An 18,767-nucleotide genomic window follows, 5' to 3' on the forward strand; every position below is an offset into this window, starting at 1 on the left:
AGTGCTCATCGGATTTTTACATCTATAAAAGATCGGTCAACCGATCGCTAAAATATTTCTTAACTGATCGGCATTAGCCTCTGGCCCCTTTTTTCATTACCTACTACTCGTATCTTTTGCCGATAATTTTCCTAGCAAGCAGCAAGCAGCAAGCATCCGTTGCTAGCTATGTTTTCCCAAAAAAAGTTGAACCCGAAAAGGAAGCCTAATCATCGTTTTGCCTTCTGTATGAACTAGCCTCAATAGCGTTGGCACATTGCAAACTCAAATGAGTAATGCTTAAGAACTCAGCGTCTTTTTTCGCTGCGTATATTAGAAATATCAGCAGTGAAAAAATTCTCCTTCGCAGTGTAGAAAGTTCCTTCTACTACTTTAGTAGTAGTTCTGTTTTTTTGTATCTTATTGTTTTTAATGAAAATCTCTTGGTGGTATGAAATCTGCTGCATGTATACGTAAGACCAAGCAAGCAAATGTTAATAAGGCTATTGCTAGGCAATGCTGCTGTTCTACGAAATCGAAGCATGGCGATCGCGAATTGAGCGCTACCTATGTGAGTTGGATGGTTTTCGTTAGCAGAATTAGCAGCCGTTCAAAATTGTTCAAGGAGTGAGAAATGAACTTTTTAAAGTGGGTGTATTCGGGTTTAGTGTTATCGGCGATTATAGTTATTGTGGGTGTAATCGGGCAGGGGAAGCTGTCTGTCAGCCAAGCTACGGCTGAAGATGCAGAGAGGCCAGTTCACGCCGACATCAGGCAAATTGAAAGCGCGTTTTCGTTAGTAGAGTTCGATTTGACTAAAAAGACGCACTTATTGAGGAAAACGCGTTTAGACTATTATATTACGCAAGCCAAACAAGCAGATTTAAGAGGCTGGGCGTTTAAGCGTGAAGAATATGTGGAACGTGCTGAGAATATTTTAGGCCATCATCTTACGCAGTACGCAAATGACGTTAATCAAGAAGCTAAAACTTACACAGCTCAGGCAATATAATCGTTTGTGGTTTGATAAAACGCCCCTTGTCTTGAAGGGGTTGTAAAGACACCGCTAAGGTCATTGAAACGTAATTGTTGAATATTGTCGCTTATCGCAGCGTTGGCAAGTTACAGATAAAAAAAAGCGAAGCATGTGCTTCGCTTTTTCTATCAATAAAGTTTTATTCGACGTCTACAATTTTCAGCGTATTTGTTGCGCCTACTTTTTCCATTTCATCGCCGTAAGTTAGTATGATGCTATCACCACTTCTCACTAAACCTTTCTCTTTAAGCGATGCAATTACATCGTATTTTAAGCGACCAGGTTCGCTTTTTGATGAGTCGAAATAAACCGGTTTAACACCGCGGCAAAGCGCCATAGTGTTTAGCGTCGATTCGTGACGAGACATCGCAATTATCGGCAGTGAAGTGGTAATGCGCGACATAAGTGTTGGCGTAGAGCCGCTCTCCGTTAAGCCCACAATTGCTTTAACGCTAGGCAAATGGTTGGCGGCGTAAACGGCTGAAAGGGCAATTGACTCGCTTGTTGATGCAAATTGCTCATCCATGCGGTGCTTTGAGATTTTAACGCTAGGATGCGTCTCTGCGCCTTCGCATACTCGTGCCATTGCGGCAACCGTTTCGATAGGGTAGTTACCAGCCGCCGTTTCAGCAGAAAGCATAACAGCGTCAGTGCCATCTAGCACCGCGTTCGCAACGTCCATTACTTCTGCGCGAGTTGGCATAGGGCTGTCTATCATCGATTCCATCATCTGCGTGGCGGTGATAACAACTTTGTTTAACTGGCGAGAGCGGGCAATCAGCTTCTTTTGAACGCCAACAAGTTCAGCATCACCAATTTCAACACCTAAGTCACCACGAGCAACCATTACCGCGTCTGAAGCACTGATGATATCAGTCATTGCTTCGTCGGTCGCAACCGTTTCAGCGCGCTCTACTTTTGCACAGATTTTAGCGTAGCAGCCTGCCGCTTCAGCAAGTTCTCTTGCGTAGTTTAAGTCTGCGCCACTGCGAGGAAACGAAACCGCTAAATAGTCAACGCCAATTTTAGCGGCTGTTTTGATGTCTTCTTTGTCTTTATCGGTAAGCGCGTCAGCAGAAAGACCACCGCCTTGACGGTTGATACCTTTGTTATTAGACAGCTTACCACCAACAGTAACTTCGGTAATAACTTTACGGCCTTCAACGCCAGTCACCTTTAACTGAATTCGACCGTCGTCAAGCAGTAGAATATCACCTGCAGAGACATCATCAGGTAACGCTTTATAGTCGATACCTACTTGATTAACGTCACCTTCGTCACGCCCGAGTTCAGCGTCAAGAATGAACGTTGCACCTATGTCTAAACGAACTGAGCCTTCTGAAAAACGAGCAACACGAATTTTAGGACCCTGAAGATCGCCTAAAATGGCTACATATTTACCTAAGTTCTTCGCTGCCTGACGAACGCGTTTAGCGCGCTCGATATGATCTTCAGCTTGTCCGTGTGAAAAATTCATGCGTACCGTATTGGCGCCAGCGGCAATTAGCGCTTGTATTTTTTCAAGTGAGTCGGTTGAAGGTCCAAGGGTGGCAAGAATTTTCGTTCTTCTGGTCATGTTATTCCGTCGCTGTTTCTAAGTTAGAAAAGACAAAGAGTGGTAGGCAACGCGTTTAAACGGTCTACCTGTAATCGCTTTACGTAATTTTATTACAGAATAATAGTTGAATTTGACAAAAATGTGAATGAAAGAAACAAAAACGCCTAACTGGCTCGACCAGTTAGGTAGTTTCGCTGATTTATTGAGCCATAATTATTACGGCCAGAAGCTCTGCAAGATCAATAGTCAATTAAATTGACTATTCCCCACGCTTTTCATAACGAGAGCCGCGCAAGGTGTCCTTAACGCGCTTTAAATTCTCTCTAAACTTGTTTCCTCGGCGAAGGGTAAAACCCGTTGCAAGCACGTCAATAAGCGTAAGCTGGGCAATTCGAGAGGCCATTGGCATATACATGTCTGTATCTTCTGGCACTTCCAAAGAAAGTACATAGCTACATTCTTGTGCTAACGGGCTGTCTGCTGAGGTAATTCCGACTACCGTTGCGTCATTCATACGAGCTATTTGCGCAATTTCAACAAGGCTTTTTGTGCGTCCAGTGTGGCTGATAAGCACCACAACGTCGCCATCAGAGCAGTTCATACAGCTCATTCGCTGCATGAGGATATCTTCGAAGTAGACCACAGGTACATTAAAACGAAAGAATTTGTTTAGTGCGTCGTGTGCAACAGATGCTGAAGCGCCAAGACCAAAGAAAGAAATTTTCTGTGCTTGTGTAAGTAAATCAACAACGCGATTAACAACGTTAACATCTACTGACTGGCGTGCCACTTCTAATGACGCCATGGTTGACTCAAATATTTTGTTAGTATATTCGTCGGGGCTATCGTTCTCATCAACATGGCGATTAACGTAAGGGGTGCCATTAGCTAAGCTTTGCGCAAGGTGAAGTTTAAAGTCTGGGAACCCCTTCGTGTCGAGTCGTCGACAAAAACGATTCACAGTAGGCTCACTCACATCCGACATCTTAGCGAGGGTTGCTATACTCGAATGAATGGCTGTTTGTGGGTTAGCTAAAATTACTTCAGCTACCTTCTTCTCAGATTTACTGAATGCCGCTTGGTTTTGTGTGATTTTTTCTAAAATGTTCATACAGATATAGCAATTGGTTAGCACAAATTATTGTAAGGTACGCGTGTAATAGTACTCAATGTGACGACTGTGACAAGAAAAATGTAATTTTTTGACAATTTTTGTTGTTTCAAACAGGTTAAAAGTGAGTAAACTGAAAGAAACTGCAAAGATTCAGAACCTAGAGTTGGTTCAAGTTGTAATTTTACTACATTTAGTGTTAACTATACGGTAAAAATAGTCGTTGGTGTTGTAAACAATTGTATAACACACCGCGAACACATACATTTAAAAGGTCGACGAATATGGTATTGGATAATTCCTACGAACCCTGTGATTTTGTACTTTTTGGTACACTGGGAGATCTTTCACGACGCAAGTTGTTGCCTTCCTTATACCAGCTTGAAAAAGCAAACTTGATGCATCCAGACACCACCATCGTAGGTGTTGCGCGTCAAGAAATGGAATTAGAGGCTTACATTGAAGAAGTTCACGCTAATCTCATCAAGTTTGGTGAAAAGAACTTGTGTGAAGCAACTTGGGAAAGAATGAAAGCGCGATTGCATTATGCATGCGTAGACATGAAAGACGTTGAAAGTTATTGCGTATTAGACGACCACGTTGACCCAACCAGAACAATGGTGTGCTATTTAGCTACACCGCCAGCTATTTACGGCGATATCTGTCGTGGGCTGCACAGCTGTAAAATCATCGATTCAAGCGTACGCGTTGTACTTGAAAAGCCAATTGGTCATGACCTAGCTTCTTCTAAAGTTATCAACGAACAAGTTGCTGAATACTTCGACGAAAAGCAAATTTACCGCATTGACCACTACTTAGGTAAAGAAACCGTACTTAACCTAGTGTCGCTGCGTTTTGCCAACTCTATTTTCGCCACAAACTGGGATCACAATTGTATCGACCACGTTCAGATCTCTGTGGCTGAATCTGTAGGTATTGAAGGTCGTTGGGGTTACTTTGACGACGCAGGCCAAATGCGTGACATGGTACAAAACCATTTGCTTCAAATTTTAAGCTTGGTTGCGATGGAGCCTCCGACAACCCTTGACGCTGACAGTATTCGTGACGAGAAACTTAAGGTGCTTAAGGCGCTTCGTCCTATTAATTCGTTTAACATCAACGAAAGCACAGTTCGTGGTCAGTATACCTCAGGTTTTGTAAAAGGTGAGGAAGTACCAGGCTACCTTGAAGAAGAAGGGGCCAATACTCAGAGTAAAACTGAAACCTTTGTTGCAATTAAAGCGGAAATTGACAACTGGCGTTGGGCGGGTGTGCCATTTTATCTACGCACGGGCAAGCGCATGCCTACCAAGGTGAGCGAAGTTGTTATTTACTTTAAACGTCAGCCGCACAACTTATTCGGCGACAGCTTTAAAAACCTTCCGCCAAATAAATTGGTTATTCGATTACAGCCTGATGAAGGTGTTGAAATCACTGTTATGAACAAAGTGCCTGGATTAACCAGCTCTGGTTCAATGGACCTGCAAAAGTCTAAGCTTAATTTGAGTTTCTCTGAAGCATTTGCTGACGAGCGTATTCCTGATGCCTACGAAAAGCTGCTTCTTGAAGTGATGCTAGGTAATCAGGCGCTATTCGTACGCCGTGATGAAATTGAACAAGCCTGGACATGGGTTGATTCGATTCTAGAAGCGTGGAAGCAATCAAGCGAGCCACCAGAGCCATATCAGGCTGGTACTTGGGGCCCAGTTGATTCAATTGGCCTTCTAGCGCGTGAAAGCCGTAGCTGGTACGAAAGCAAAACAGGGAAGAAGAAATAATATGGCGTTAACAACACTATCATTTGAAACACCTGATGCACTGACCGATGCGTTCGCGAAAGACTTGGTAAGCATTTTAAAAACAGGTATTAAAACTCGTGGACGTGCGTCGCTTGTTGTGAGTGGCGGTCGTACGCCTCTTGCGCTTTTCAAACAACTGAGCGAGACCGACCTTGAGTGGGATAAGGTTGACATCACTCTGGCTGACGAGCGTTGGGTTAACGAAGATCATGAAGCAAGCAATACCAGCCTAGTAAAAAATAATTTAATTCAAAATAAAGCCGCTGCAGCGCGTTTCATCGAACTGAAAAACGATGCTGATGATGCAAGCGAAGGCGTAAGTGCCGCTGAATCCAATTTAGCAAGTATGTCTCAGCCTTTCGATGCATTAATTCTTGGAATGGGGGAAGACGGTCACACTGCGTCGCTATTCCCTTGTTCTGAGCAAGTACATGACGGCTTAGATATGAGCAGCGGCAGGACCTGCATTGCTGTTCAACCTACAACAGCACCTCATCAACGTATTTCATTAACGTTACCTGCGTTACTTAATAGCCGTCATGTTTTCTTACACTTAACTGGTGAAAAGAAAAAGCAAGTGCTGTTAGACGCTATTGAAAATGCCACCGAAGCGCAAAAGCCCATCACCGCCGTAGTTAACCGTGCGTCAGTTACCTTGATGTGGGCGCCATAGGAGACAAACATGAATCCAATAATTGCTGAAGTTACGCAACGAATTATCGAGCGTAGTAAAGAAACGCGTAAAGCGTATTTAGAAAAAATTGAAAACGCTAGACGTCAAGGGCCTCACCGAGGCGCGTTATCATGCGGCAACCTTGCCCATGGTTTTGCAGCGTGTGGCACCAGCGAAAAATCTGACTTACGCTCTATGACGAAAGCCAATGTGGCGATTGTTTCTGCGTATAACGATATGCTTTCGGCTCACCAACCTTACGAGACTTACCCTGCAATCATCAAAGAAGCAGTTAAAGAAGTAGGTAGTGTTGCACAATTCGCAGGCGGTGTGCCTGCCATGTGTGATGGTGTTACGCAAGGCCAGTCAGGAATGGACTTGAGCCTAATGAGCCGTGACAACATTGCTCAAGGTGCTGCCATTGCGCTTTCACACAACATGTTTGATAGTGCATTGATGCTAGGTATTTGTGACAAAATTGTGCCTGGGCTGCTTTTAGGCTCACTGACTTTTGGTCACTTACCAACGGTATTTGTTCCAGCTGGTCCAATGCCTTCGGGTCTTCCAAACAAAGAAAAAGCACGCGTTCGTCAAGAATTTGCTGAGGGCAAAGTAGGGCGTGACGCACTGCTTGAAGCCGAATCACAGTCTTACCACTCTGCGGGTACCTGTACTTTCTACGGCACGGCAAACTCTAATCAGCTAGTGGTTGAAATGATGGGCTTGCACTTGCCGGGCTCTTCATTTGTTAACCCAGGTACGCCACTGCGTGATGCGCTAACCAAAGCCGCTGCTGTTCAAGCTACGCGCTTGACCGACCTTGGTGATAATTACACGCCAATTGGTCACATCGTGGACGCAAAGGCGATTGTTAACGGTCTTGTGGGTCTTCTTGCGACAGGTGGTTCAACTAACCATACCATGCACCTTATCGCAGTAGCACGTGCTGCAGGTTATATCGTGAACTGGGATGACTTCTCAGATCTTTCAAGTGCCACTCCGCTAATGACACGTATTTACCCGAACGGTTCTGCAGACATAAACCACTTTGTTGCTGCTGGCGGTATGTCACTGCTGATCAAGCAGTTGCTTGATGCGGGCCTATTACACAATGACGTTAAAACGATTTGTGGTGAAGGTCTAGACTTCTACACGAAAGAGCCTACGTTAAAAGACGGTGAGTTGGAATGGCGTGACGGCCCAACTGAGTCACTAGATAAAGAAGTACTCGCCTCAATTGACGCACCATTTAAGCCAGACGGTGGCCTGAGTGTACTGCAAGGTAATTTAGGCCGTGGTGTTCTTAAGACGTCAGCGCTTCGTACTCCGCACTGCAGCATTAAAGCGCCAGCGATTGTGTTTGAAGACCAGTTTGAATTGGATGAAGCGTTTAGATCTGGCAAGTTAGATAAAGACTGTATTGTAGTGGTACGCTTCCAAGGACCATCGGCCATAGGCATGCCAGAGTTGCACCGCTTAACGCCTCCGCTAGGCGTGCTTCAAGATCGTGGCTTCAAAGTTGCGCTTGTGACTGATGGCCGTATGTCTGGTGCATCAGGTAAAGTGCCTGCTGCTATCCACGTGACTCCAGAAGCGTATAAGGGCGGTCTACTTGCTAAAGTGCAAGAGGGCGACATTATCGAGCTAAACTCACAAACTGGCGCGCTAACGCTGCATGTTGATGAAGAAACCCTTGCTGCACGTGAAGCGGCCCCAGCCAATCTGGCGAAGCACCATGTAGGTATGGGACGCGAAATGTTTGCAGGTATTCGTGCAATTCTAACGGGCGCAGAAGAAGGTGCATGCTCGCTGTTTTATAAGCAGGAGCAATCATAATGAGCCAGAAGTTTGTGGCTGATGTCGGCGGAACGAACATTCGTGTTGCGAGAGTGACCGAGTCTGGTGTAGCCGACATCAAAAAATATATGTGCAACGACTTTGCCAGTATCGATCTTGCAATTGAACAATATTTCACAGACATGCCGCAGTACGATTTCACACAAGGTTGCATTGCAATTGCGTGTCCAGTACTTGGCGACCAAGTAGAAATGACAAATCACAGCTGGGCGTTTTCGCAAAACGCGTTACGCTCGCAGCTTAAGCTTGATGCCTTATATGTCATAAACGACTTTACCGCGGTTGCGCATTCTTTGCCCGTGTTGGGAGAAGAGCAAGTTGTGCAGATTGGTGAAGGTACTGCAAAACCTAACGGCAACATCGCTGTTTTCGGCCCGGGTACAGGTTTAGGTGTTGAGCACATCACCATGACTTCTGCTGGATGGCAAACACTAGACGGCGAAGGTGGTCATGTTGACTTTGCACCGGTTGATGAAACCGATGTAGTAGTGTGGCGCCATTTGCAAGCAACGCTTGGGCGCGCCTCTGCGGAGGAGGTAATGTCAGGCCGAGGTTTGTACAACATCTATACCGCATTAGCGACTCATGCCGCAGCGCCGATTGTCTTCAAAGAGCCTGCTCAAATTACTGAAGCAGCATTAAACGGCACATGTAAAATTGCAGAAGCAACGCTAACCCAATTCTGTCGTATCATGGGAAGCTTCGCTGGTAACCTAGCACTTAACATGGCGACTACGGGCGGCATCTTCATTGGTGGTGGTATTGCAAACCGTTTCCCTGAGTTCATTCAAAACAGCGACTTTAGAGCGCGTTTTGAAGCAAAAGGGCAAATGAAGCACTACGTGAAAGACATTCCCACCTATCTCATTGCAGAGCCTGATCATGGACTATTGGGTGCAGCTGCATATCTGAATCAAAATACAGCGAGCTAAATTATGACAACAAAATGGAAATATTCACCAGAGGAAATTTTTGCGGCTGGTCCAGTTGTACCTGTACTAGTTATTAACGATGTAGAAAAAGCCGTTCCTCTGGCAAAAGCGCTGATGGAAGGTGGTATCAAAGTTTTAGAAGTGACTTTGCGTACTGAAGCGGCCATTGACGTGATTAAGCGAATTGCACAAGAAGTCCCTGATTCTTTGATTGGCGCTGGAACGGTGACCAATGCTCAGCAGCTTAAAGCGGTAGTGGAAGCCGGCGCTAAGTTTGCAATAAGCCCAGGTATGACAGCTGACTTGCTAAAAGCAGGCATGGAAGCAGACATTCCGCTTATTCCTGGTATTTCTTCTACGTCAGACTTGATGAAGGGTAAAGACGCGGGTTATACCCATATGAAATTCTTCCCTGCTGAAGCATCGGGTGGCGTCAAAGCAATTAAGTCTATCAGCGGACCTTTTCCTGACGTAACTTTCTGCCCAACAGGCGGTATTGGCCCTAACAACTACAATGATTATCTAGCGCTTAAAAATGTTAAGTGCGTAGGTGGTTCTTGGTTAGCACCTGACGATGCTATTGAATCTGGTGATTGGGCGCGTATTACTCAGCTTGCGAAAGAAGCGGTTGCAGGCGCTAAGCAATAATTCGTGCATAGTGCTATTAAATAAAAAACCTGCCAATTGGCAGGTTTTTTTTCATTACATTAAATACCAATGTCGGCGGATATAAAATATTTACTTATCTATATTTCGCTTTTTGGAAACTGCACCATTAACAAAGTACACATGGCCAGCAGACGAATTTCGATAAGCTTATCTCGGTAATATGGTTTGTTTAAGCGTGTGGCTCTCGCCAGGCGCTAGCGTTTTGCCCTGAGTCAGTGATGTTTCTACGCAAAGCATATGCTTGTATCCGAATGCGTCCATATCTGAAATAGATGCCGCGCCTTGCCACGGATTCCATACGACTAACGAGTCATTGCCTTCTGACAGCACTTCTGTAAATGGATCGCCATCAACCTCAATTTCAGTCGCTTTGATAGGTGCAAGATGAATGCGGTCAGTTTCACCTGTAATGGTGTATGGGTTAGGCGTTGCTTTTAAAGCCCAATGATCCAGCTTGTCTTTATAATCGCCTTCAATGCCGTTTAGCAGTGTTTTTTGAATATGGTTCACGTGGAAATAACTGTGTAGCGCACAGTTAAAATCGAATGAGGTAACGCCGCTATTTTCTGTAATGAGTGACACTTCCATTGTTTCACCCACGTTAATTTGCATGGTTACCTTACAGTCGTTTTCAAACCCTTCTGCGCGCGTAAAACTTGGTGAGAGCTCGATGGTTGTACCTTTGTCAGTGTCTTTTGAGTGCACAAGCTTCCAAACCTGTGTCCGTAAAAAACCATGTGCAGGTAGGGCGCCTTTATCACGGCCGTGATCATCGCTAAACCAAGGCCAGCACACCGGGATCCCTCCGCGAATTGGGCGTTCGCCATTTAGATACGCATGCGGGCTCACCCAAAGTCGCTCTTTATCATCGCTTTTGGGAATGTAAGATAAGACATGACCGCCGAACAGGCTGATACGTGCAGACGCAAGTGAATTGCTGACGTCTAAAAACGTGAGTCCATTCGACTCGCTAACGGTAACTGAACTAACAGGTGGCATGAACCCTCCTTGGACTGAAAAGAAAAAGCAAGCGACAGGAAAATCATTGTCGCAGAGACATCGATTTACTAAAAGATAAGACCACACATAACAAAAAAGGTGCAAACATAGTGTTCGCACCTTTAGATTAACTCAACTTTAACGCAATTAGTTTAACTATTTGCGTAAATCTTTGTTAATTACTTTGTAATGTGAGCAACAAGGTCAAGAACCTTGTTTGAATAACCCCACTCGTTATCGTACCAAGATACAAGCTTAACGAATGTGTCAGTTAGTGCGATACCCGCAGTTGCGTCAAATACTGATGTACGCGCATCACCAACAAAGTCGTTAGATACTACGGCATCTTCTGTATAACCCATAATACCTTTAAGTTCGCCTTCTGATGCTTCTTTCATTGCGGCACAGATTTCATCGTAGCTCGCAGGATTCGCAAGGTTAACAGTAAGGTCAACCACTGAAACGTTTGGCGTAGGTACGCGGAATGCCATACCTGTTAACTTACCGTTAAGCTCAGGAATTACTTTACCTACCGCCTTCGCTGCGCCTGTAGATGATGGAATGATGTTTTGACCTGCGCCACGACCACCGCGCCAGTCTTTCATCGAAGGACCGTCGACTGTTTTCTGTGTAGCAGTAGTTGCGTGAACGGTTGTCATAAGACCATCCACAATGCCAAATTTATCATTTAGCACTTTTGCAAGCGGAGCAAGACAGTTAGTTGTACAAGACGCATTTGAAACAATAGCCTCGCCAGCGTAGCTGTCGTGGTTAACGCCCATTACGAACATTGGCGTGTCGTCTTTAGATGGCGCAGACATAACAACCTTCTTCGCGCCCGCTTCAATGTGCTTAGCCGCTGTCTCTTTAGTTAGGAATAGACCTGTTGATTCCACAACTACGTCTACTTCTACTTCATCCCACTTAAGTGCTGCTGGGTCTCTTTCTGATGTAATACGGATAGTTTTGCCGTTTACAACTAGGCTATTGTTATCTACTGTAACTTCACCGTCGAATAAACCGTGAGTCGAGTCGTATTTCAATAGATAAGCAATGTAGTCCGTGTCTAGTAAGTCGTTTATTGCAACAACTTCGATGTCGTTGCGTTCTGCAGCTGCGCGCATTACTAGGCGTCCAATACGGCCAAAACCATTGATACCGATGCGAATTGTCATAACGTACCCCGATTATTTAAATAAAATGAAAATAAATTACGTAAAGTATGGATCAAAATGCCATAATTAGCAAAATAAAAAGGTAAAGTGTTGCAAAATTACGAACAAGTGCTATTGCAATCGTATTCAGATTTCACCAAGCCTTCGTTTCTAGAATAATGTTAAAAAATTGTTTGTAGACGCTCTTAGCACTTTACAGCCTCTGCGTCTTTCACCGAATAACAGGAATGACACACAATGACACAACAACTTCTGCAACAACTGGTTGAAATGCGAGGTATTGAGACCCGATACGTCGACGCATGGGGAAAGCCAGCAACCATCGCAGAATCAAGTAAAGCAAAATTGCTTAATACACTTGGCTATGACACTAGTACTGATGAAAAAATTCAGTCTCAGATAACACAAGATATCAAGTCGGTGTGGTTGTCGCCGTTAAATCCGGTACAAGTTGTTCGCAATACGCAAGAAATAAATCTAGCGGTACGTTTACCCATCGAGCTTGTAAACGATGACCACACGCTAACGGTTACCTGTGAAAATGGTGACATCCTAACGCATGAATTCACGCCAGTTGACCAAGAAATGACAACTATGGCGCACATTGATGACGTTGAGTTTCATGAATACGTTGTGACGTTACCTTTAGATTTACCGCTTGGTTATCATAATGTCGCGTTAAGTGCAGACAATGATGAATTTGCACGCTCTCGTTTAATTGTGGCGCCGCAGGCGTGCTACACACCAACTGAGATTAAAGAAGGTAAAAAGATTTGGGGCCTAAGTGTTCAGCTTTATTGTGTGCGCAGCGAAAAGAACTGGGGTATTGGGGATTTTTCTGACCTAGCGCTACTTATTGAAAAAGCTGCAGGTGTAGGTGCCGACTTCATCGGACTAAACCCTATTCATGCACTTTATCCTGCAAACCCTAATGCGTGTTCGCCATACGGACCAAGTTCACGTCGTTGGTTAAATTATTTGTACATTGATGTAACTGCTATTGACGGTTACGACGACGAGTCAGTGCAATCAGTGGTTCAAAGTGACGAATTTAAAGCAGCACTTGAACATGCGCGCAACGTTGAGCATGTTGACTACGAAGCGGTAGCTCACGTGAAACTTGCTGCACTTAAAGCGGTGTTCGACGTATATGACGCTAAGCACCTTCGCAAGAACACTAAGCAAAACAAAGCATTCAAGGCGTTTGTTGAAGCGGGTGGTGAAAGCTTAGATATGCTGGCAGTGTACGATGCGTTGCAATCACATCTTAAAGCTGAAGGCAAAGACAGCTGGGGCTGGCCTGTATTCCCTAAAGAGTACAAGGACTACCACAACCCTGCAGTTGCTAAATTCAAAAAAGCAAACGAGCAAGAAGTTAAGTTTTACTTATTCCTACAGTGGATTGCGGCACAACAGCTTGAGCGTGCTAGCAACAAAGCAACAGATGCAGGTATGACAATTGGCCTTTATCGCGATTTAGCGGTAGGTGTCAGTGAAGGTAGTGCTGAGATTTGGGGCAACAAAGATCTGTATTGTACTGGTGCAAGCGTGGGCGCGCCGCCTGATATTTTAGGCCCGCTTGGTCAGAATTGGGGGCTACCTCCTATGGACCCTCGTAAGCTTTACGAGCAAGGCTATCAGCCAATCATCGATTTGTTCGCTTCAAACATGGCATCTTCTGGCTCACTGCGCATTGACCATGTGATGGCGCTATTGCGTTTGTGGTGGGTAGTGAAAGGTGATAATGCGAAAGATGGCGGCTACGTTTATTATCCGGTTGATGATTTGCTAGGCATTTTGGCACTGGAAAGTCACCGTAACCAAAGCCTAGTTATTGGAGAGGACCTTGGTACTGTTCCAGAAGAAATTCGTAGTAAGCTAGCTGAAAACGGGGTGTACTCATATCGCGTATTTTTCTTTGAGCAAGCAGAAGACGGTGGTTTCTTCTCACCAAGCCATTACCCGGTTCAGTCAATGTCTACATTGACCACGCACGACATGCCAACGCTAATTGGTTACTGGCATTGCCTAGACCTTGAGTTAGGTAAAGAAATAGGTCTTTATCCAACGGAAGAAATTCTTCAGACTCTTTATGCTGACCGTCACGAAAACAAACAGGCCATTCTTGATACGCTGCATGGTCATGGCTCAGTAAGTGACAACGTAGGTCACGATGTTAATTACACTGGAATGAATCGCGAACTGAACAACGGTATGCAAGTGCACATGGCTGGCGGTTCGAGTGCGTTGCTAAGCCTTCAGTTAGAAGATTGGTTAGAAATGGATAAGCCAGTGAATATTCCAGGCACTTTTGACGAGTATCCAAACTGGCGTAGAAAACTGACTGAGAATATCGAGTCGATGTTTGAAAGAAATGATATAAATGAGTTAGCGTCTAAACTTACTCAAGCACGAAAGCAAGCAAGCCAAGGCTAATTCGTCGTAATCATAGATTGGTAATGCACAGTTGCTTAGGCAACTTTAAAGAGTAAGATAAAGTGCCACGATGGTACTTATGATAGAGCTTGATTCAGGTGAACACCGTCAAGCTCTCAATTCAACCCGCTATCATGCGGGTTTTTACTAGGAGTAGCGAATGCAATTAGCGCAGCAGTTTGAACAGGTAGTTTGTTCTCAACCGTTTTCCCATCTAGGTGTCATCAACAGTGAACGAGGAGCGATACTTCGAGTATGGCGACCGAACGCCAGCGAGATAACGATTAAATGGGAAAATTCTGCGCTAACTGATTTAGTTATCACGTCCAAAGACAATGGCGGGCTGTTTGAAGCGCCACTTCCCAAAAATTACAAAGGCGATGTATACCGTGTTGTTGTGAACGGTTCGTCAGACAGCAAAGGCACTATTGACCCTTACCAATTCCACGAGCAGGCTTACTATGCCGTGCATTATATCGATAGCGCGCCAGAGAATTTGTACAAGCAAGCGGGCGCACAACTAGTTGATGTGACGACTGCGCAAGGTAATGCGCTAAGTGGAGTTAGGTTTTGTGTATTTGCTCCCAATGCGAGCACCGTCTCGTTAATTGGCGATTTTAATCAGTGGGACGGTCGCGCTCATCCAATGGAAAAAACTTCAATGGGGTATTGGGTACTGTTTGTACCTGAGTTAAGCGAAGGCGAGCGCTATAAATATCACGTAAAAGACGCACACGGCCACGATTTACCACACAAAGCTGACCCGCTGGGTTTTAGTGCGGAGCAATATCCTTCGCATGCCTCAAAAATTTATAACCACAATAGTTATCAGTGGAATGACAGCGAATGGATGGAAAAGCGTAAAGGGGATAAGTACCATAACCCCATGAGCATATATGAAGTACATCTAGGCTCTTGGAAGCGCCCAGGACTTGAGACAGAAGCGCGTTACCTTACTTATCAAGAACTGGCCGACGACCTAATTAGCTATGTGAGCGAAATGGGATATACCCATGTTGAATTATTGCCTATTTCTGAGTTTCCTTTTGACGGTTCATGGGGATACCAGCCAGTTGGCATGTTTGCGCCTACTAGCAGATTCGGCAATCCCGATGACTTCAAGTACTTCGTAGACAAATGTCACCAAGCGGGTGTAGGCGTTATAATCGATTGGGTGCCAGCGCATTTCCCAGAAGACGGACACGGCTTAGCTAGATTTGATGGCTCTTGCGTGTATGAATACGACGACCCAAGGAAAGGGTGGCACCCTGATTGGAATTCTTGTATCTATGATTTTGGTAAAGACACGGTTCGCCAATTCTTAGTTGCCAATGCATTATTTTGGCTAGACAAATTTCACGTTGACGGCTTACGCGTAGACGCTGTCGCATCCATGCTGTATTTAGACTACTCGCGAAATGACGGCGAGTGGATCCCGAACGTAGATGGTGGTAACGAAAACTACGAAGCAATAAGCTTGCTTAAATGGATGAATGAAGAAGTATATAAGCACTTCCCTGATGCGATGACCATTGCAGAGGAATCTACGTCATTTCCCAAAGTGTCGCGACCAGTATTTGAGGGCGGGTTAGGCTTTGGCTTCAAGTGGAACATGGGTTGGATGCACGACTCGTTGCACTACATCGCCAAAGACCCGGCTTATCGACACTACCATCATGGTGATATCACCTTCAGTATGGTCTATGCCTTTGACGAGAATTTCGTTTTGCCTATTTCACATGACGAAGTGGTGCATGGCAAAGGCAGTATGCTTCACAAAATGCCAGGAGATGAATGGCAACAAGCAGCGAATCTTCGCTGTTATGCTGGGTTTATGTACGGGCACCCCGGTAAAAAGCTAAACTTCATGGGCAACGAACTAGCGCAAGCCCGTGAGTGGAACCATGACAGCAGCTTAGATTGGCATCTTCTTGACTATGAAAAACATAAAGGCGTGCAAGCTCTCTACAAAGCACTTAATCACCTTTATACGTCCACACCTGCACTCTACGAACAAGATCACGAACCTACTGGTTTCGCTTGGATAGATCACAACAATGCTGACCAAAGTGTTGTGTCATTTGTACGAACGTCAAAAGACGCCAAACAGAAAGTCTATGTAGTGTCTAATTTCACGCCTGTTCCTCGCAAAAACTTTAGAATAGGCGTAGATGATGCATGCACATTGTCGTTGGCGTTAAACACCGACGAAAAGGCGTATTGGGGAAGCGGGTATGATGTGGTTTCAAATGTAGAAACACAAAGTGTTCCCTGGAATGATCGCCCACATTCGGTTGAGATCACCATTCCGCCTCTTGCCACTGTGTTCTATGTGACTAACCTAGATTAGTTAGCTAAGCTATTTAACAAATTGAGAGCCTTGTGAACGAGATTCGAGATACCGCGCTTATTGTAGAAAGTGGAATGGGCAAAGCCTTTCCACTTGGAGCAACAATTACACAAGATGGCTGTAATTTTGCCGTGTTCGCCCCCGATGCGCGGGCGGTCATCGTTTGCTTTTTCAATAGCGACACTGAAGAAGCCATAAGTGAGCATCCGTTACCTGAAAAAACGGGCGACGTTTGGCATGGTCACTTTAGTGGCGTTGTTGCTGGCCAGTACTATGGCTATCGGGTTGAGCGAGGTGAGGGGAACTTGCACTCAGTACCTACTGACAAGTTGCTAATCGACCCTTACGCAAAGAAGCTAAGCCGCGCGATTAAGTGGGATGCAAGGCAGTACATGCATGACTCTCAATTTATGATCCCAAAGTGCATTGTGATTAATGACAAAGATTACGAGACTAGTCATGTCAGTTCGCCAGCTATTTCAAAGCATAAGCGCGTGGTATACGAAGCTCACCTTAAAGGGCTTACTAAACTGCATCCAGATGTTCCCAAGGAACACCGAGGCAAGTTTATAGGTGCGGCGCACCCCAGTGTTATTAAGCACCTGAAAGCATTAGGCATCACAACAGTGCAGTTTATGCCGCTGTGTTCTTTTATGCCGGAACCCTTTATTACAGAGAAGGGCCTCACTAATTATTGGGGCTACAATCCGGTAAATTTCTTTGCACCAGAACCTCGCTACGGTGTATCAGATGCGTTGGCTGAGCTTAAAGACATGGTTGATGCTTATCATAGTGCTGGGCTTGAGGTTATTGTTGATGTGGTTTTCAATCACACCGCCGAGGCTGGCGCTGGCGGGCCCATTTTGTCTTATAAAGGCTTCTGCCCTTATCAGGCGTACTTGTTAGAGCAAACGAAAAACGGCGAATTGGTTTATTCGAATCATTCGGGATGCGGTAATACGATAAACACTGCGCAGCCTTTCATGATGGGCCTTATTTTAGATGCTATGCGGCATTGGGTATCGGTTATAGGTATTGATGGCTTTAGGTTCGATTTGGCTGTGTGCCTTGGTAGAGAGCCTCAAGAGTTCAATAACAAATCGGGTCTGTTAAGAGCGATAAGTAGCGACCCTATTCTACAAGACAAGGTGCTGTTAGCTGAGCCATGGGATATTGGCCCCGGTGGATATCAAGTGGGTAACTTCTTATCCCCATGGCTTGAAGTGAATGACAAATACCGTGACACAGTGCGTGCGTTTTGGCGGGGCGATGACGGTGTCACCGCCGATTTTGCTACTCGTTTAATGGGCTCAAGAGATATATTTCACAAGGGACATCGGCATATAAGTACGTCGGTCAATAATGTTACGTATCACGACGGCTTTACGCTGCACGATATTGTTACTTATGCCGAGCGTCACAATCTCGATAATTTGGAAGAAAACAGAGACGGTCACGGTCACAATCTTTCTGCTAACTACGGCGTTGAAGGTGAAACCAATGATGAGTCTATTCTTGCTATGCGAGAGCGTCAAAAGCGTAACTTATTTGCCACGCTTATTTTCTCTCAAGGCACGCCGCATATTCTCGGTGGCGACGAGCTAAGTCGAACTCAAAACGGCAATAATAATGCGTATTGTCAAGATAATCCTATTAGCTGGATTAAATGGGAGCTTAATAAGCGTAAGCAGGATTTCTTAAGCTTCTGTCAGTACGTGATTCGACTGCGTCAATCGTCCTCTCTGTTAAGTGAATTAAAACTACACGACGATAACTTTACGCTGTCGCGAAATGTAAGAGGAATTAATTGGTACAAGCCCGATGGCTCTGACAAAGCATCTGAAGATTGGAATGCTCATCATAACAAAGCGTTTGGAGTTGAAATTAAAGGCTGTGTAGTTGGCGACCAAAAGCCCGAACATTGGTTTTTATGTGTCAATGCCAGTGAAAACGACGTGCGCTTTCATTTGCCAACAGTCGTACCTAGAGGCGGGTGGACCATACACCTTGATACCCGTTATAGCTCATTAGAAGAGCAACCTTCTATCTGCATTCAAAAGGTTTTTTTACAGGCCAGTAAATCGCTAACACTTTTCAGCTTTTCCCAATTCTCTGGTTAAAGCGTGGCTTTATTAGCCGTGGTTTGTGACATATTGAGAAAATAAGCAAACGAAGTAATAGAGCGTTAAGGAA

The 18,767-nt window shown here is 45.0% G+C and carries 13 protein-coding genes; 9 read left to right on the forward strand and 4 right to left on the reverse strand.

Features of this window, described 5'->3' with window-relative positions; genetic code table 11:
- The first annotated feature begins 613 nt into the window (after nt 1-613).
- Nucleotides 614-991, forward strand: coding sequence for a hypothetical protein (locus ACHUFN_RS19025; protein ID WP_394224315.1), 378 nt, complete (start codon nt 614-616; stop codon nt 989-991).
- A gap of 163 nt (nt 992-1,154) precedes the next feature.
- Here ACHUFN_RS19025 and pyk read toward each other — a convergent pair whose 3' ends face one another.
- Complete coding sequence (gene pyk / locus ACHUFN_RS19030) at nt 1,155-2,591, reverse strand: pyruvate kinase (RefSeq protein ID WP_394224316.1); 1,437 nt, start codon at nt 2,589-2,591, stop codon at nt 1,155-1,157.
- A gap of 241 nt (nt 2,592-2,832) precedes the next feature.
- Entirely contained in the window at nt 2,833-3,684 is an 852-nt protein-coding gene (locus tag ACHUFN_RS19035) for a MurR/RpiR family transcriptional regulator (RefSeq protein ID WP_014949854.1), read from the reverse strand.
- 284 nt (nt 3,685-3,968) lie between these two features.
- On the opposite strand from ACHUFN_RS19035, the gene zwf reads away from it, so the two are divergent.
- Genes zwf through ACHUFN_RS19060 form a run of 5 tightly spaced genes read left to right on the forward strand, consistent with a single transcriptional unit; the run spans nt 3,969 to nt 9,593 of the window.
- Nucleotides 3,969-5,462 (forward strand): glucose-6-phosphate dehydrogenase, encoded by a 1,494-nt coding sequence (gene zwf / locus ACHUFN_RS19040; protein WP_394224317.1) that lies wholly within the window; start codon nt 3,969-3,971, stop codon nt 5,460-5,462.
- 1 nt (nt 5,463) lies between these two features.
- Complete coding sequence (gene pgl / locus ACHUFN_RS19045) at nt 5,464-6,156, forward strand: 6-phosphogluconolactonase (RefSeq protein WP_394224318.1); 693 nt, start codon at nt 5,464-5,466, stop codon at nt 6,154-6,156.
- 9 nt (nt 6,157-6,165) lie between these two features.
- Entirely contained in the window at nt 6,166-7,992 is a 1,827-nt protein-coding gene (edd, locus tag ACHUFN_RS19050; RefSeq protein WP_394224319.1) for a phosphogluconate dehydratase, read from the forward strand.
- Entirely contained in the window at nt 7,992-8,945 is a 954-nt protein-coding gene (gene glk / locus ACHUFN_RS19055; protein WP_394224320.1) for a glucokinase, read from the forward strand. Before edd ends, glk begins: the two co-directional genes overlap by 1 nt.
- 3 nt (nt 8,946-8,948) lie before the next feature.
- Nucleotides 8,949-9,593 carry a bifunctional 4-hydroxy-2-oxoglutarate aldolase/2-dehydro-3-deoxy-phosphogluconate aldolase gene (locus tag ACHUFN_RS19060; protein WP_394224321.1) on the forward strand — a complete coding sequence of 215 codons (645 nt, stop codon included), beginning with the start codon at nt 8,949-8,951 and terminating at the stop codon, nt 9,591-9,593.
- Nucleotides 9,594-9,761: 168 nt separating this feature from the next.
- On the opposite strand, the gene ACHUFN_RS19065 is transcribed toward ACHUFN_RS19060, so the two are convergent.
- Both ACHUFN_RS19065 and gap read right to left on the reverse strand, forming a co-directional pair.
- Nucleotides 9,762-10,613 (reverse strand): D-hexose-6-phosphate mutarotase, encoded by an 852-nt coding sequence (locus tag ACHUFN_RS19065; protein ID WP_394224322.1) that lies wholly within the window; start codon nt 10,611-10,613, stop codon nt 9,762-9,764.
- A gap of 179 nt (nt 10,614-10,792) precedes the next feature.
- Nucleotides 10,793-11,788, reverse strand: coding sequence for a type I glyceraldehyde-3-phosphate dehydrogenase (gene gap, locus ACHUFN_RS19070; protein WP_394224323.1), 996 nt, complete (start codon nt 11,786-11,788; stop codon nt 10,793-10,795).
- 237 nt (nt 11,789-12,025) lie between these two features.
- Here gap and malQ point away from each other — a divergent pair, with 237 nt between their 5' ends.
- From malQ to glgX, 3 genes are all read left to right on the forward strand, one after another.
- Nucleotides 12,026-14,224, forward strand: a complete 2,199-nt coding sequence (gene malQ, locus ACHUFN_RS19075) for a 4-alpha-glucanotransferase (protein ID WP_394224324.1) — start codon at nt 12,026-12,028, stop codon at nt 14,222-14,224.
- 160 nt (nt 14,225-14,384) lie between these two features.
- Nucleotides 14,385-16,574, forward strand: coding sequence for a 1,4-alpha-glucan branching protein GlgB (gene glgB, locus ACHUFN_RS19080; RefSeq protein WP_394224325.1), 2,190 nt, complete (start codon nt 14,385-14,387; stop codon nt 16,572-16,574).
- 32 nt (nt 16,575-16,606) lie between these two features.
- Nucleotides 16,607-18,694, forward strand: coding sequence for a glycogen debranching protein GlgX (gene glgX / locus ACHUFN_RS19085; protein WP_394224326.1), 2,088 nt, complete (start codon nt 16,607-16,609; stop codon nt 18,692-18,694).
- Nucleotides 18,695-18,767 lie beyond the last annotated feature (73 nt).

It is taken from the genome of Alteromonas gracilis, from assembly GCF_043642145.1.
GTDB classification, from domain to species: domain Bacteria; phylum Pseudomonadota; class Gammaproteobacteria; order Enterobacterales; family Alteromonadaceae; genus Alteromonas; species Alteromonas gracilis_B.

Coding starts and splice junctions, on each gene's coding strand:
- ACHUFN_RS19025 (WP_394224315.1), top strand. CDS start 614: ATGAACTTTTTAAAGTGGGTGTATTCGGGTTTAGTGTTATCGGCGATT.
- pyk (WP_394224316.1), bottom strand. CDS start 2,591: ATGACCAGAAGAACGAAAATTCTTGCCACCCTTGGACCTTCAACCGAC.
- ACHUFN_RS19035 (WP_014949854.1), bottom strand. CDS start 3,684: ATGAACATTTTAGAAAAAATCACACAAAACCAAGCGGCATTCAGTAAA.
- zwf (WP_394224317.1), top strand. CDS start 3,969: ATGGTATTGGATAATTCCTACGAACCCTGTGATTTTGTACTTTTTGGT.
- pgl (WP_394224318.1), top strand. CDS start 5,464: ATGGCGTTAACAACACTATCATTTGAAACACCTGATGCACTGACCGAT.
- edd (WP_394224319.1), top strand. CDS start 6,166: ATGAATCCAATAATTGCTGAAGTTACGCAACGAATTATCGAGCGTAGT.
- glk (WP_394224320.1), top strand. CDS start 7,992: ATGAGCCAGAAGTTTGTGGCTGATGTCGGCGGAACGAACATTCGTGTT.
- ACHUFN_RS19060 (WP_394224321.1), top strand. CDS start 8,949: ATGACAACAAAATGGAAATATTCACCAGAGGAAATTTTTGCGGCTGGT.
- ACHUFN_RS19065 (WP_394224322.1), bottom strand. CDS start 10,613: ATGCCACCTGTTAGTTCAGTTACCGTTAGCGAGTCGAATGGACTCACG.
- gap (WP_394224323.1), bottom strand. CDS start 11,788: ATGACAATTCGCATCGGTATCAATGGTTTTGGCCGTATTGGACGCCTA.
- malQ (WP_394224324.1), top strand. CDS start 12,026: ATGACACAACAACTTCTGCAACAACTGGTTGAAATGCGAGGTATTGAG.
- glgB (WP_394224325.1), top strand. CDS start 14,385: ATGCAATTAGCGCAGCAGTTTGAACAGGTAGTTTGTTCTCAACCGTTT.